The sequence below is a fragment of the Kitasatospora sp. NPDC085879 genome (genome assembly GCF_040686255.1).
Classification (GTDB): domain Bacteria; phylum Actinomycetota; class Actinomycetes; order Streptomycetales; family Streptomycetaceae; genus Kitasatospora.
Genome location: NZ_JBFBJZ010000021.1, coordinates 119707 through 134907 on the forward strand (window position 1 = coordinate 119707; position 15201 = coordinate 134907).

The following is a 15201-nucleotide window of genomic DNA, read 5'->3' on the forward strand; positions in this document are numbered from 1 at the left end:
CGTGGGGGCACCTTTCGGCCGATGGCCGGGAGGTGCCCCCACGCGCCCCCGGGTTTTCCGTACCCGCCGGTTCACCGACGTGTCCGGAGACACACCCCGTCCGGGGGGCGTGGCCCCTGGGCAAGGTAGTTACCGGCGGGTAGCATGACTCTGAAGCAGCGCCGCTCCACCCGTGAGCCGTGCGGACTGCACTTAACGTCATGTCCCCTGGGAGGAGAGCCCCCGTGCCTCGTACCGCGAGGGACGTCGTCTTCGTCGACGGCGTCCGCACCCCGTTCGGCAAGGCAGGCCCGAAGGGCATCTACCACGAGACCCGCGCGGACGACCTGGTCGTCAAGTGCATCCGTGAGCTGGTGCGCCGCAACCCCGAACTGCCCGTCGAGCGCATCGACGAGGTCGCCATCGCCGCGACCACCCAGATCGGTGACCAGGGCCTGACCATCGGCCGCACCGCCGGCCTGCTCGCCGGTCTGCCCAAGTCCGTCCCGGGCTACGCGATCGACCGCATGTGTGCCGGCGCGATGACCGCCGTCACCACCACCGCGGGCGGCATCGCCTTCGGCGCGTACGACATCGTCATCGCCGGTGGCGTCGAGCACATGGGCCGCCACCCGATGGGCGAGGGCGTGGACCCGAACCCGCGCTTCGTGTCGGAGAAGCTGGTCGACGAGTCCGCCCTGTTCATGGGCATGACCGCCGAGAACCTGCACGACCGCCTGCCGCACATCACCAAGGAGCGCTGCGACGCCTACGCCGTGCGCTCCCAGGAGAAGGCCGCGAAGGCGTACGCCAACGGCGACATCCAGCCGGACCTGGTGCCGATCGCGATCCGCAACACCAACCCCGAGGTCGGCGAGACCGGCTGGGGCCTGGCGACCACGGACGAGCCGATGCGCCCGGGCACCACCATGGAGTCGCTGGCGAACCTCAAGACCCCGTTCCGCCCGCACGGCAACATCACCGCGGGCAACGCGGCCGGCCTGAACGACGGCGCCACCGCCTCGCTGCTGGCCGCCGAGGACGTCGCCGAGGAGCTCGGCCTCCCGATCAAGATGCGCCTGGTCTCCTACGCCTTCGCCGGCGTGGAGCCCGAGGTCATGGGCATCGGCCCCGTCCCGGCGACCGAGAAGGCGCTGGCCAAGGCCGGCCTGACCATCGACGACATCGGCGCCGTCGAGATCAACGAGGCGTTCGCCGTCCAGGTGCTCTCGCTGCTCGACCACTACGGCATCGCCGACGACGACGAGCGCGTCAACCCGTACGGCGGTGCCATCGCCTACGGCCACCCGCTGGCCTCCACCGGCGTGCGCCTGATGACGCAGCTGGCGCGCCGCTTCGAGCAGCGCCCCGACGTCCGCTACGGCCTGACCACCATGTGCATCGGCTTCGGCATGGGCGGCACGGTCATCTGGGAGAACCCGCACTTCGAGGGGAACAAGTGACCGTGAGCACCACCGAGCTGCTGAAGCGCGCCGCCGAGCTGTTCCCCGGCGAGGTCGTCACCACCGCGCACGTCCGCCACCTCGACCTGCCCAAGCAGGCCGGCAAGCTGGCGCTGATCACCCTGGACAACGGCTTCGACCACACCAAGCCGACCACCTTCGGCCCGGGCTCCCTCGCGAAGCTCTCCGAGGCGCTGGACCAGGTCGAGGCCGAGGCCGCCGAGGGCAAGGTCGCCGCGGTCGCGATCACCGGCAAGCCGTTCATCTTCGCGGTCGGCGCCGACCTCAAGGGTGTCGAGGTGCTCAAGGAGCACAGCGACGCGCTGGCCATCGGCAAGGGCGGCCACGACGTCTTCAAGCGGATCGCCGCGCTGCCCGTCCCCTCCTTCGCCTACTACAACGGCGCGGCGATGGGCGGCGGCGTCGAGGTCGGCCTGCACTGCACCTACCGCACCGTGAGCTCCGGCGTCCCGGCGTTCTCGCTGCCGGAGGTCTTCCTGGGCCTCGTCCCGGGCTGGGGCGGCTGCACCATCCTGCCGAACCTCATCGGCCCGGCGAAGGCCGTCAAGGTCATCGTCGAGAACTCGATGAGCCAGAACAAGCAGCTCAAGGGCAAGGAGGTGTTCGAGCTCGGCATCGCGGACGCGATCTTCGAGCCGGCCGACTTCCTGGAGCAGTCGCTGCACTGGACGGCCTCCGTGCTCACCGGCGAGACCGTCGTCGAGCGCGAGGAGATCGACCGCGGCAAGGCCTGGGACGACGCCGTCGCCTGGGGCCGCCTGGTCGCCGACGGCAAGGTGCACGGCGCCGCCCCCGCCGCCTACAAGGCGCTGGACATCATCCAGCAGGTCAAGGACCAGGACCTGCAGGCGGGCTTCGACGCCGAGGACGTGGCCCTGGCCGACCTCATCATGAGCGGCGAGCTGCGCGCCGGCCTGTACGCCTTCAACCTGGTGCAGCGCCGTGCCAAGCGCCCCTTCGGCGCGCCGGACAAGTCGCTGGCCCGCCCGGTCTCCAAGGTCGGCGTCGTCGGCGCGGGCCTGATGGCCTCGCAGCTGGCGCTGCTGTTCGCCCGCCGCCTGGAGGTGCCGGTCGTGCTGACCGACATCGACCAGGAGCGCATCGACAAGGGCGTGGGCTACGTCCACGGCGAGGTCGACAAGCTGCTCGCCAAGGGCCGGATCAACGGCGACAAGGCGAACAAGCTCAAGGGCCTGGTCTCCGGCCACCTCGACAAGGCCGTCGCCTTCGGCGACGCGGACTTCGTCATCGAGGCCGTGTTCGAGGAGATGGGCGTCAAGCAGAACGTCTTCGCCGAGCTGGAGGCCGTGGTCAAGCCGACCACCATCCTGGCGACCAACACCTCCTCGCTGTCGATCACCGAGATGGCCTCGAAGCTGGAGCACCCGGAGCGGGTCGTCGGCTTCCACTTCTTCAACCCGGTCGCGATCCTCCCGCTGCTGGAGATCGTCCGCGCGGAGAAGACCGACGACGCCTCGCTGGCCACCGCCTTCGGTGTCGCCCGGAAGCTCAAGAAGACGGCCGTCCTCACCAAGGACGCCCCGGCGTTCGTGGTGAACCGGATCCTGCTCCGCTTCATGGACGCGATCCAGGGCGCCATCGACGAGGGCACCCCGATCGAGACGGTGGAGAAGGCCGTGCTGCCGCTCGGTCTGCCGATGTCCCCGATCGTGCTGCTGGAGCTGGTCGGCCCGGCCATCGCCCTGCACGTGTCGGAGACCCTGGCCGCCGCCTTCCCGGAGCGGTACACCGTCTCCGAGAACCTCACCAAGCTGGTCAAGGCCGGCAAGCGCGGCTTCTACGTCTGGCAGGACGGCCAGCAGGTCCTCGACCCCGAGGTCCTCGCGCTGCTGTCCTTCGGCGACACCGTGCTGACCGAGGAGCAGGTCCTCGCCCGCGCCCTGGAGGCCGTGGCGCAGGAGATCGGCCTGATGCTGGACGAGGGCGTCGTCGGCGAGGCGCAGGACATCGACCTGTGCATGATCACCGGCGCCGGCTGGCCCTTCCACCTGGGCGGCATCACGCCGTACCTGGACCGCGAGGGCGTCGCGGAGCGCGTGAACGGCAAGCGCTTCCTCGCCCAGGGCGTGGCCTCCGTGCCCGCCTGAGGCCCCTAGCGACGACGAAGGCCCCCCGCCTGGAGGCGGGGGGCCTTCGCGCGTCCCGGGGCCGCTCAGAGGCCGCCACGGCACGGAGGCCGGGCGGCCTGAAGGCGCCGGGGCGGGCTGCTACTTCTTCAGCCGGTAGATGACGGTGTCGCCGGTGACGCCGACCACCTCGTAGTGGGTGTCGAGCATGCTCTCGATCCGGGGGATCAGCAGCGGCTGGTAGGGGGCGGTGCCGGAGTCGTCGACGACGATCTCGGGCAGGCCCTTCGCGGCGAGCTCCTGGTCGAAGGTCTGCCAGGCCTCGCTGACGCTGTACTGCTCGCCGACCTTCTGGCCGTCCTTGCCGCCGCTGAAGTTGGTCAGGAATCCGGCCGTCAGGTAGCGGCTGGCGGGCCTGCGGTCGGCCAGCCAGTACAGCTCGGGGTGCATGCCCCAGACCAGCACGGTGTCCTTGGGGGTGGTCTGCTTGGCGACCGCGGTGGCGACCTCGGTGGTCTGGGTGAGCTTCTGTCCGGGCCAGAACACGGCGAGGCCCCAGAAGAAGGTGCAGGCGACCGCCGAGTAGGTGAGCACCGGACGCCAGCGCACCGCCGAGGTGGAGACCGCGCCGACGCCCAGCAGTACCAGCGGCGGCATCAGCTGCAGGTAGTAGTGGCCGAAGAAGTGGAAGCCGACGCTGACCGCGATCACCGAGGACAGCAGCCACACCCCCAGGTCGGTGGTGGAGCCGTGCTCCTCCCCCGCCCCGGGGACGCTGCGGCGGCCGCGCCGCAGCCACAGCCGGTACCCGATCGGCACCACGAAGCCGAGGCCGGCGGCGAGCAGGATCGCCGAGTTGCCGAGCGCCCGGCCGGTCATCTGCAGCCAGGCGCCGCCGAGCGAGGCGTAGTCGCCGCTGCCGGTGACCACCCAGAACAGGAAGCCCTTGGGCTTGGTGAGGATCAGCGCGACCAGTGCTATCGGCAGCGCGAAGCCGAGGCCGATGGCGCCCAGCACGGGGGGCCAGCGCACGCCGCGCCGCCGGGCGTCCTGCAGCAGCATCCACAGCACCGGCAGCAGCACGGCGCCGCCGGTCTGCTTGGTCAGCGAGCAGAGCGCCACCGCGATGCCGGCGGCCAGCCAGCGGCGCCGCTCGGCGTACCGGAAGGCGGCCACCATGGCGGGCAGCATGAAGACCTCGAAGGTCGCCGCCTGGGTGTCCTCCGGCGAGAGGCCGATGGACAGCAGCAGGTAGAGCACGCCGGCCGCGCCGCCGGCCCGGTTGCCCCAGCGGCCGCGGGCGATGGAGGCCAGCAGTATCGCGGTGGCGAGGTGGGCGACGATCGCGAGGGTGCGCAGCGGCCAGAGCGAACCGGAGCCGAACAGCGCGAAGCAGGCCTGGTAGAGCCAGGGCAGCAGCGGCGGCTTGCGGTCGACGACGGTGTCGTAGAGCACCCCGCCGTCGGCGAGCATCCGGGCCTGGGTGGCGAGGTAGCCCTCGTCCGGGCTCCACACCGGGCGCAGGAAGGACGGGATGTGGGTGACCACGGCGAGCAGTGCCAGGACCGGCACCAGTCTCGTCCAGTAGCCCGTCCGGACCTGCTCGCGGAGGCGGGCGGTCATGGCGGACGGGCGGCTGGTGGTCGGTGTGGGCACGGGTGACAACCTACCGGGCGCTCCGGCCGGCGGGCGCGTCGGTCCCGGGATCCGCACCGGGGCTCCTGTTCTCGGGCATGCCGCGGCCCCGGGTGCGCGGGCACCCGGGGCCGGGGCGGGGGCGGGCGTCAGGCCTGGACGGGCTGCGCGTCGAGGCGCGCCACCAGGGCGGTCGTCTGCCGGGCGATGTCGGGGGCGGTGAGGCCGATCTCGGCCAGGATCTCCTCGCGCTTGGCGTGGTCGAGGAACTCCTGCGGGATGCCGAAGTCGCGCAGCGGCAGGTCGACGTCGGCGTCGCGCAGGGCCTGGGCGATCGCGGAGCCGACGCCGCCGACGCGGCCGTTGTCCTCGACGGTGACGACGACCCGGTGCTCGGCCGCGAGGCCGGGCAGGGCCTTGTCGACCGGCTTGACCCAGCGCGGGTCGACGACGGTGGAGGTGATGCCCTGGGCGTCGAGCAGTTCGGCGACCTCCAGGCAGATCGGGGCCATCGCGCCGACGGAGACGATGAGGACGTCGGCGCGCCGGTCGCCGCCCTGCTCTCCGCTCTCGCGGAGCACGTCCATGCCGCCGACCTTGCCGATCGCGGGGACGGCGGGGCCGACGGTGCCCTTGGAGTATCGGACGACGGTGGGCGCGTCCGGCACCTCGACGGCCTCGCGGAGCTGGGCGCGGACCTGGTCGGCGTCGCGCGGGGCGGCGAGCCGCAGGCCCGGGACGACCTGGAGGATCGACATGTCCCACATGCCGTTGTGGGAGGCGCCGTCGGTGCCGGTGACGCCGGCCCGGTCGAGGACGAAGGTGACGCCCAGCTTGTGCAGGGCGACGTCCATCAGGACCTGGTCGAAGGCGCGGTTCAGGAAGGTCGCGTAGACGGCGACGACCGGGTGCAGGCCGTTGGTGGCGAGGCCCGCGGCGGAGACGGCGGCGTGCTGCTCGGCGATGCCGACGTCGAAGATCCGGTCCGGGTAGGCCTTGGCGAAGGGGGCGAGGCCGACCGGGTGCAGCATCGCGGCGGTGATCGCCACGATGTCCTTGCGCTCGCGGCCGAGGGCGACCATCTCCTCGCCGAAGACGGAGGTCCAGTCCTTGCCGGAGGTCTTCACCGGCAGGCCGGTGTCGGGGTGGATGACGCCGACCGCGTGGAAGCGGTCCTCGTCGTTGTTCTCGGCGGCGTGGTAGCCGCGGCCCTTCTCGGTGATGCAGTGCACGATGACCGGGCCGCCGAAGCCGCGGGCCTTGGCGAGCGCGGACTCCAGCGCGACCAGGTCGTGGCCGTCGATCGGGCCGATGTACTTGAGGCCGAGGTCCTCGAACATGCCCTGCGGGGCGATGAAGTCCTTCAGGCCCTTCTTGGCGCCGTGCAGGGTGTCGAACATGGCCTGGCCGACGACGGGCGTGCGCTGCAGCGCGTCCTTGCCCCAGGACAGGAACCGCTCGTAGCCCTGGGTGGTGCGCAGGGTGGAGAGGTGGTTGGCGAGGCCGCCGATGGTCGGGGAGTACGAGCGCTCGTTGTCGTTGACGACGATGACGACCGGCAGGTCCTTGGCGTCGGCGATGTTGTTGAGCGCCTCCCAGGCCATGCCGCCGGTGAGCGCGCCGTCGCCGATGACGGCGACGACCGGGCGGTCCTCGTGGCCCTGGATCTGGTTGGCCTTGGCGAGGCCGTCGGCGTAGCCGAGCACGGTCGAGGCGTGCGAGTTCTCGATCACGTCGTGCTCGGACTCGGCGCGCGAGGGGTAGCCGGAGAGGCCGCCCTTCATCTTGAGCCGGGAGAAGTCCTGGCGGCCGGTGAGCAGCTTGTGCACGTAGCTCTGGTGGCCGGTGTCGAAGAGGATCCGGTCGCGCGGCGAGTCGAAGACCCGGTGCAGGGCGATGGTGAGCTCCACCACGCCCAGGTTCGGGCCGAGGTGGCCGCCGGTCTTCGAGACCTCTTCGACCAGGAACCCGCGGATCTCCTCGGCCAGGTCGGCCAGCTGCGCCGGGGTGAGCCGGTCGAGATCGCGCGGTCCCCTAATGCGGGTCAGCAGGGCCACCCGTTCCTCCTCGTTCACTGTTCCCAGACCTCGGTGTCCGGCCTGGCCGGGCTTCCCCGACTGCAAGAGTCTAATGTCCGGCTGGCGGACACCATGCGGCGCATGGGGGCTCCGCTAGGACATGACGGGGCCCGGCACCCGATCGGTTCGGGTGCCGGGCCTCACACTGCTCCGGGCGTGTCGTCAGCCCCGGCCGCTGGACTTCTGGGTGCGGCGGGAGACGGAGTCGAGCACGACCGCGGCGAGCAGCACCGAGCCGGTGATCATGTACTGGATCGCCTGGTTGACGTGCACCAGGTCGAGGCCGGTGATGATCGACTGGATGACCAGGATGCCGAGCAGGGCGGACCAGGTCTTGCCGCGGCCGCCGAAGAGGCTGGTGCCGCCGATGACGGCCGCCGCGATCGAGTTCATCAGGACGTTGCCGCTGCCGAGCAGCTTGTCGGCGGAGCCCTGCTGGGAGGCGATGAAGAGGCCGCCGAGGGCCGCCATGCCGGCCGAGATCATGAAGACCGAGATCCGCACCCAGGCGACGTTGATGCCGGCCCGGCGGGCCGCCTCGACGCTGCCGCCGACCGCGAAGATCTGCCGGCCGTAGGAGGTGCGGCGGAGCACGAAGTCGGTGATGACGACGATCGAGAGGAAGATCACCAGGGGCAGCGGCAGGCCGCGGTCCTGGTTCAGCATGTAGGCGGCGACCAGGCCGATCACCGCGATCACGCCGGTGCGCAGGGCGATCTCGCTCATCGGGCGGGCCGGCAGGCCGGCGTCGCCGCGGCGCTTGGCGTCCAGGAACTGGCCGGCGCCGAAGAGCGCGATGCCGAGGACGGCGAAGCCCCAGGTGAAGGCGACGTCGCCGTCGCCGAGGAAGTAGGTGTCCAGGTTGGCGAGCACACCGTCGTTCAGGACGTTGACGGTGCCCTTGTCGCCGAGGACGTACATCTGCAGGCCGCTCCAGGCGAGCAGGCCGGCCAGGGTGACGACGAAGGCGGGGACGCCGATCTTGGCGAAGAAGAAGCCGTGCAGGGCGCCGATGGCGACCGCGGCGGCGATGGCGATCAGGCAGGCGAGCCACTCGTTGAGGCCGGAGCGCACCGAGAGGACGGCGGCTATCGCCGCGGAGACGCCGGCGACCGAGCCGAGCGACAGGTCGATCTCGCCGAGCAGCAGCACGAAGACGATGCCGACGGCGATGAGGCCGGGGCCGGCGATCCACTTGGTGATGTTGGTGAGGTTGTCGGCGTTCAGGAAGTCGCCGGTGATGCCCTGGAAGATGGCGCCGATCAGGATCAGGCCGAGCACGACCGGGACGGAGCCCAGGTCGCCGCTCTTCATCTTGCGCTTGAACTCCTGGAGGTAGCCGGCGAAGCCCGCCTCGCGCACGAGGAGCCGCGGGTCGACCGCGGGCGCGGCCGGGGCGGCCGCCTGCTCCGGGGCCTTCTCCGTGGCGTCGTTGGTGGTCTGGTCGGTGGTCACTTCGCTTCCTCCGCGATACGTGCCTGACGCCGGGTCACGGCGTTCTCGGTGGCGCCGGTGATGGCGGAGATGATCTCCTCGTGCGAGGTGCTGGCCACCTCGAAGACGCCGTTGTTGCGGCCCAGGCGGAGCACCGCGACGGTGTCCGCGACGGCCTTGACGTCGGCCATGTTGTGGCTGATCAGGATGACGCCGAGGCCGCGGTCGCGCAGGCGCTCGACCAGGTCGAGGACCTGGGCGGTCTGCTCGACGCCGAGGGCGGCGGTGGGCTCGTCCAGGATGACGATCTTGGGGTCGCCGACCAGGGCGCGGGCGATCGCGACGACCTGGCGCTGACCGCCGGAGAGCGCGGCGATCGGGATGCGGACGCTGGGGATGCGGATCGACAGGGTGTCGAGCAGCTCCTTGGCGCGCTTCTCCATGGCGACCTCGTCGAGCGCGCCGAAGCGGCGCAGCTCGCGGCCGAGGAAGAGGTTGCCGACCACGTCGAGGTTGTCGCAGAGTGCGAGGTCCTGGTAGACGGTGGCGACGCCGAGGGCCTGGGCGTCGTGCGGCCGGTTGATCGAGACCTTGGTGCCCTCCCACTCGATCGCGCCCTCGTCGATGGGGTGCACGCCGGCGATCGTCTTCACCAGCGTCGACTTGCCTGCACCGTTGTCGCCGACCAGGGCGACCACCTCGCCGGCGTGGACCTCCAGATGCACATCGGTGAGCGCCTGGACGGCACCGAAGCGCTTGGAGACACCGCGCAACGCCAGTACGGGTGCGCCTGTCACGTGAACCATCTCCTTCATGCCGCGCCCGCCCCCGGATATGGGCATGACACGGCCTGCCGCGCGCCGACCCGGGCGCGAAGGTTAGTGCGAGAAAGGGGGTGGGCCGGCCGGGGACCTCCGGGGTCCCGCCACGGAGGAAGGGGCCGGCCTCGCCGCAGGGTGGGCGCCCCGGCTCGGGGCGCCCACCCGGGTGGACTTACTGCAGGCCCGCGGTCTTGCAGGCGTCGGCGTAGGTGCCGGTGCAGATGTCGGCGACGGTGTACAGCTTGTCGGCGATCACGGTGTCCTTGATGTTGGCCTTGGTGACGACCTTCGGGTCGAGCAGCTTGGCCGGGATGCCCTTGTCGGTGTCGCTGTCGATGCTGGAGGAGGCGACGGCCTTGACGTCCTTGCCCTGCAGCAGCGCGACGGCGAGCTCGGCCGCCGAGTCGGCCAGCGGCTTGTACGCCTTGTAGATGGTGTACGACTGCTCGCCGGTGACGAGGCGCTGGATGGCGTCGAGGCCCGCGTCCTGGCCGCCGACCGGGACGTTGATGCCCGCGGACTTCAGCTGGGTGATGATCGCGGCGGCCATGCCGTCGTTGGCGGAGTAGACGGCCTGGAAGCCGTCCTTGCCGAGCTGGGTGATCGCGGCGCCGATCTTCTGGCCGGCCACGGTGGGCTTCCACTCACCGGACTGCTCGTAGACGACCTTCTTGACCTTGCCGTCGAGGACCTTGTGCGCACCGGACTTGAACTTGCCGGCGTTCGGGTCGGCGTCGTCACCGTTGATCATGACGATGTTGGACTCGGCGGCCTTCGCGCCCAGGGCGTCCAGCAGGGCCTGGCCCTGCAGCTCGCCGACCTTCTCGTTGTCGAAGGAGACGTAGGCGGAGACCGGGCCGGTGGCCAGACGGTCGTACGCGATGACCTTGACGCCCTTGGCGGCCGCCTCCTTGACCCAGGACTGGGTCGAGGCCGCGTCGAAGGCGTCCAGGATGATGACCTTGACGCCCTGGGCGATCAGGGTGTCGAACTGCTGCTTCTGCTTCGCGGCCGAGCCCTCGGCGTTGCTGTACTTGACGGTGCAGTCGCCGCACAGCTCCTTGACCTTGGCCTCGATGAACGGCTTGTCGAAGGACTCGTAGCGGACGGAGGACGCGTTCTCCGGGAGCAGCAGGCCGATCGACTTGCTGTCGCCGCCCTTGGCGTCGTCCTTCTTGTCACTGCCGGCCTTGCCACAGGCGGCCATGGAGAGGGCCATCGAGACAGCAGCGGTACCGATGACAGCGCGACGCATCATTGCGTTCATGGTGGGGGTGCCTCCCTGACAGAGCCGCAACATTGCGGCGAGGTTGAGTGGAGTCAACCCGGCCCACACCTTGTCGTCAATAAGTAAAACCGCAACTGCGCTGATTCGAACCTTTTCGTTATCTTCCTGAAGGCGAAGCCGAGATCAAACGACCTCGGCCCCGCCCGTCGTCCCAGCTCAGGGCGGCTCCGGACCCGCCCGGAACCCGCTCAGGCGCTGGACGCGGACGCCAATCCGGTATGCCGGATGGCGCCCGATTCGCCCATCTCGCTCATCACCAGCGCCAGCGCGCCGAGCACCTCGGCCCGGCCGCCGAGCGTGCCCGGGACGACCGAGAGCTGCCGTGCCGCGCTCGGGATCGCGTACCGCGCCACCGAGTCCCGGATCGGGGAAAGCACCAGCTCACCGGCCTCGGCGAGCTCGCCGCCGAGGATCACCCGACGGGGGTTCAGCAGGTTGCACAGGGTCGCCACACCGGAGCCGATCTGCCGCCCGGCGTCCGCGATGACCCGTCGGCAGCCCAGGTCGCCCTGCTGCGCCAGCTGCACCACCTTGTTCAGCGTCAGCTCGCCGGGGTGGCTCGCGTTCAAGAGGTTGAGCAGGTAGCGGGAACCGACGAAGGTCTCCAGGCAGCCCCGGTTGCCGCAGCGGCAGACCGGCCCGGCCTCGTCCAGCGTGATGTGCCCGATCTCGCCCGCGGTGCCGCCGGGGCCCCGGTAGATCTGGCCGTTGATGACAAGTCCGGAGCCGACGCCGCTGGCCACCTTGATGTAGGCCAGGTCGCTCAGCCCACGGCCCGCGCCCCAGACCAACTCGCCCAGCGCGCCCAGGTTGGCGTCGTTGTCCACGTACACCTGCATGCCCAGGCGCTGGGAGAGCTCCCGGCCCGGGTTGACGCCCGTCCAGCCCGGCAGGATCGCGGTCGAGCCGAGCGCACCCGTCTCCACGTCGATCGGGCCCGGCACGCCGAGGCCCACTCCGATCACCTTGTCCGGCCGGAACCCGGCCTGCGTGAGCAGCCGGCCGACCAGCGCCTCGGCCCGGTCGAAGCCCTGCTGCGCCGACACGTCGGTGTCGATCGGCTCGCTCTCCTCGGCCAGCACCCGGTGCGCCAGATTGCCCACCGCGACCCGCAGATGGGTGTGACCGAAGTCGACGCCGACCACGATCCCGGCGTCCCCGCTGAGCGAGACACTGCGCGCCCGTCTGCCTCCTGAGGAGGTGTCGGCCACCACGACGGTGCCGCTCTCCTTCAGCTCGCGGACGATGTTGGACACCGTTGCCGCCGACAACCCTGTGGACCTGGCGATCTCGGCCTGGGTGAGCGAGCCGGCCATCCGCACGGCCCGCAGCACCCTTTCGAGGTTCGCCCGGTGCAGTGAGGACTGCGATCCCGGCGTGTCCATCGACATGATTCACCCTCCCAGGGCACGGGAACCCGACCGCTCCCGTCCCTGCCGCGCCCTTGCGGCGGAGCTCGTTGTGGCCGGCCGGGCCGTCACCCTGCGGTGTCGAATCCTCAACCGGGCGTTCATCTTCAACTTCTGAACTCTAAGCTCAGCCAAGTCCGCAATACAGAGTCAAGGGCGAAAGCAGATCGTTGCGAAACCTCAGCCGCCGCCCTACGTCGAGTGTCGTAGCCGAACGCCCGGACCGCCCGACAGCCCCGGAAATCGCAGGTCCGCGCGGGGGACGGGCGTGAAAGGATGCCCCCAACCAAGCCTGACAAAGGAGTCCTGCGAGTGCCTGGCACCAACTTGACCCGTGAGGAGGCCCGTACCCGGGCCGCACTCCTGCATGTGGAGTCGTACGACATCGAGCTCGACCTGGGCTCGGCCCCCGAGGGGGGCACCTTCCGGTCCACCACCGTGGTCCGCTTCTCCGCCACCACCCCGGGTGCCGCCACCTTCATCGACCTGGTGGCGCCGAGCGTGTCCGAGATCGTGCTGAACGGCGAGGCGCTGGACCTCGCCGCCTTCGCCGACAGCCGGATCGCGCTGCCCGCCGTCCAGGCCGAGAACGAGCTCCGGGTCGTCGCCGACTGCGCCTACACCAACACGGGCGAGGGCCTGCACCGCTTCGTCGACCCGGTCGACGGCGAGACCTACCTCTACACCCAGTTCGAGGTCCCGGACGCCCGCCGCGTCTTCGCCGCCTTCGAGCAGCCCGACCTCAAGGCGACCTTCCGGTTCACCGTCGCCGCCCCCGCGGGCTGGGTCGTGGTCTCCAACTCCCCCACCCCGGAGCCGGCCGGCGAGGGCGCCACCCGCACCTGGGCCTTCGAGCCCACCCCGCGGATGTCCACCTACGTCACCGCCCTGGTCGCCGGCCCCTACGTGGGTGTCTTCGACGAGTACGCCGCGGGCGACCAGCGGGTGCCGCTCGGCGTCTACTGTCGTCCCTCGCTGCGCGAGTTCCTGGACGCCGAGGCGATCTTCGAGGTCACCAAGCAGGGCTTCGACTACTTCCAGGAGAAGTTCGACTTCGCCTACCCGTTCGCCAAGTACGACCAGCTGTTCGTGCCGGAGTTCAACGCCGGCGCGATGGAGAACGCGGGCGCCGTCACCCTGCGCGACCAGTACGTCTTCCGTTCCAAGGTCACCGACGCCTCCTACGAGATGCGCGCCGCGACCATCCTCCACGAGCTCGCCCACATGTGGTTCGGCGACCTCGTGACCATGGAGTGGTGGAACGACCTCTGGCTGAACGAGTCCTTCGCCACCTTCGCCGAGGCCGTCTGCCAGGCCGAGGCCCCCGGCTCCAAGTGGCCGAACTCCTGGACGACCTTCGCCAACCAGATGAAGACCTGGGCGTACCGGCAGGACCAGCTGCCGTCCACCCACCCGATCATGGCGGAGATCAACGACCTGGAGGACGTCCAGGTCAACTTCGACGGCATCACCTACGCCAAGGGCGCCTCGGTGCTCAAGCAGCTGGTCGCCTACGTCGGCCAGGACGCCTTCTTCAAGGGCGTGCAGGCGTACTTCAAGCGCCACGCCTGGGGCAACACCACCCTCCCCGACCTGCTCGGCGCGCTCGAGGAGGCCAGCGGCCGCGACCTGAGGACCTGGTCCAAGGCCTGGCTGGAGACCGCCGGCATCAACCTGCTCCGCCCCGAGCTGCACATCAACACCGACGGCGACATCGAGTCCTTCGCGATCCTCCAGGAGGCCCCCGCGCTGCCCGCCGGCGCCCGCGGCGAGGCCGTGCTGCGCCCGCACCGGATCGCGATCGGCCTCTACGACCTGGTCGACGACACCCTGGTGCGCACCGACCGGATCGAGCTGGACGTCGACGGCCCGCGCACCGAGGTGCCCGAGCTGGTCGGCCGGCACCGCCCCGCCGTCCTGCTGCTCAACGACGACGACCTCTCGTACGCCAAGGTCCGCCTCGACGAGGACTCGCTCGCCGTCGTCACCGAGCACCTCGGCGACTTCACCGACTCGCTGCCGCGCGCCCTGTGCTGGGCCTCCGCCTGGGACATGACCCGTGACGGCGAGCTCGCCACCCGCGACTACCTGTCGCTCGCCCTCTCCGGCCTGCAGCGCGAGTCCGACATCGGCGTCGTCCAGTCCGTGCAGCGCCAGGTCAAGCTCGCCCTGGAGATGTACGCCGACCCGGCCTGGCGCGAGGAGGGCCTGCAGCGCTGGGCCGCCGCCGCCGAGGAGCGGCTGCGCGCCGCGGCCCCCGGCAGCGACCACCAGCTCGCCTGGGCCCGCGCCCTGGCCGCCGCCGCCCGCACCGACGCCCAGCTCGGCCTGCTGGCCGACCTGCTCGACGGCTCGGAGACGATCGAGGGCCTGGCCGTCGACACCGAGCTGCGGTGGAGCCTGCTGGCCCGCCTGGTCGCCACCGGCCGCGCCGACGACAAGGCCGTGGACGAGGAGCTGGTGCGCGACAACACCTCCTCCGGTCAGGAGCACGCCGCCAGCTGCCGGGCCGCCCGCCCGACCGCCGGGGCCAAGGCCGAGGCGTGGGCCTCCGTGGTGGAGTCCGACAAGCTCACCAACTACGTGCAGGAGGCCGTCATCGGCGGCTTCCAGCAGGCCGACCAGCGTGCGCTGATCGCCCCCTACCGCGAGAAGTACTTCGCCGCGGTCAAGGGCGTCTGGGAGAGCCGCAGCCACGAGATCTCGCAGCAGATCATCGTCGGCCTGTTCCCGGCTTACCAGGTCGAGCAGGCCACCCTGGACGCCACCGACGCCTGGCTGGCCTCCGCCGACCCGGCGCCGGCGCTGCGCCGCCAGGTCGTGGAGTCCCGGGCCGGCATCGAGCGCGCCCTGAAGGCGCAGGCCGCCGACCGCGCGGCCGGCGAGCGCCGCGCCTGAGCGCTGGAGGCCTGGCAGTGGATGCTCGGCATCTGCGTCCTGCCCGCGGTGCTCTACTTCGTGATGGCCGCGATGATCCCGGAGTCCC

The 15201-nt window shown here is 70.8% G+C and carries 9 protein-coding genes; 3 read left to right on the forward strand and 6 right to left on the reverse strand.

The features are described 5' to 3' along the window. The first annotated feature begins 224 nt into the window (after positions 1–224). Together AB0P35_RS18270 and AB0P35_RS18275 are read left to right on the forward strand one after the other, a co-directional pair. A complete protein-coding gene (locus AB0P35_RS18270; protein WP_363511751.1) occupies positions 225–1442 on the forward strand; it encodes an acetyl-CoA C-acyltransferase in 1218 nt (405 codons plus the stop codon). 2 nt (positions 1443–1444) lie between these two features. Further along, positions 1445–3571: a 3-hydroxyacyl-CoA dehydrogenase NAD-binding domain-containing protein gene (locus AB0P35_RS18275; RefSeq protein WP_363511753.1), complete on the forward strand. Its 2127-nt coding sequence runs from the start codon at positions 1445–1447 to the stop codon at positions 3569–3571. A 120-nt stretch (positions 3572–3691) separates the two neighbouring features. On the opposite strand, the gene AB0P35_RS18280 is transcribed toward AB0P35_RS18275, so the two are convergent. The 6 genes from AB0P35_RS18280 to AB0P35_RS18305 form a co-directional block, all read right to left on the reverse strand. Next, positions 3692–5206, reverse strand: a complete 1515-nt coding sequence (locus AB0P35_RS18280) for a glycosyltransferase family 39 protein (protein WP_257019011.1) — start codon at positions 5204–5206, stop codon at positions 3692–3694. Positions 5207–5334: 128 nt separating this feature from the next. Continuing rightward, positions 5335–7242 (reverse strand): 1-deoxy-D-xylulose-5-phosphate synthase, encoded by a 1908-nt coding sequence (gene dxs, locus AB0P35_RS18285; protein ID WP_363511755.1) that lies wholly within the window; start codon positions 7240–7242, stop codon positions 5335–5337. A gap of 183 nt (positions 7243–7425) precedes the next feature. Continuing rightward, positions 7426–8718 (reverse strand): ABC transporter permease, encoded by a 1293-nt coding sequence (locus AB0P35_RS18290; protein WP_095872799.1) that lies wholly within the window; start codon positions 8716–8718, stop codon positions 7426–7428. Next, positions 8715–9503 (reverse strand): ATP-binding cassette domain-containing protein, encoded by a 789-nt coding sequence (locus AB0P35_RS18295; protein WP_179419351.1) that lies wholly within the window; start codon positions 9501–9503, stop codon positions 8715–8717. Before AB0P35_RS18295 ends, AB0P35_RS18290 begins: the two co-directional genes overlap by 4 nt. Positions 9504–9690: 187 nt before the next feature. Then, positions 9691–10785 (reverse strand): substrate-binding domain-containing protein, encoded by a 1095-nt coding sequence (locus AB0P35_RS18300; protein WP_095872801.1) that lies wholly within the window; start codon positions 10783–10785, stop codon positions 9691–9693. Positions 10786–10994: 209 nt separating this feature from the next. Further along, positions 10995–12191, reverse strand: a complete 1197-nt coding sequence (locus tag AB0P35_RS18305; RefSeq protein ID WP_363511758.1) for an ROK family transcriptional regulator — start codon at positions 12189–12191, stop codon at positions 10995–10997. 336 nt (positions 12192–12527) lie between these two features. On the opposite strand from AB0P35_RS18305, the gene pepN reads away from it, so the two are divergent. Beyond that, positions 12528–15113 (forward strand): aminopeptidase N, encoded by a 2586-nt coding sequence (gene pepN, locus AB0P35_RS18310; protein ID WP_363511760.1) that lies wholly within the window; start codon positions 12528–12530, stop codon positions 15111–15113. Positions 15114–15201 lie beyond the last annotated feature (88 nt).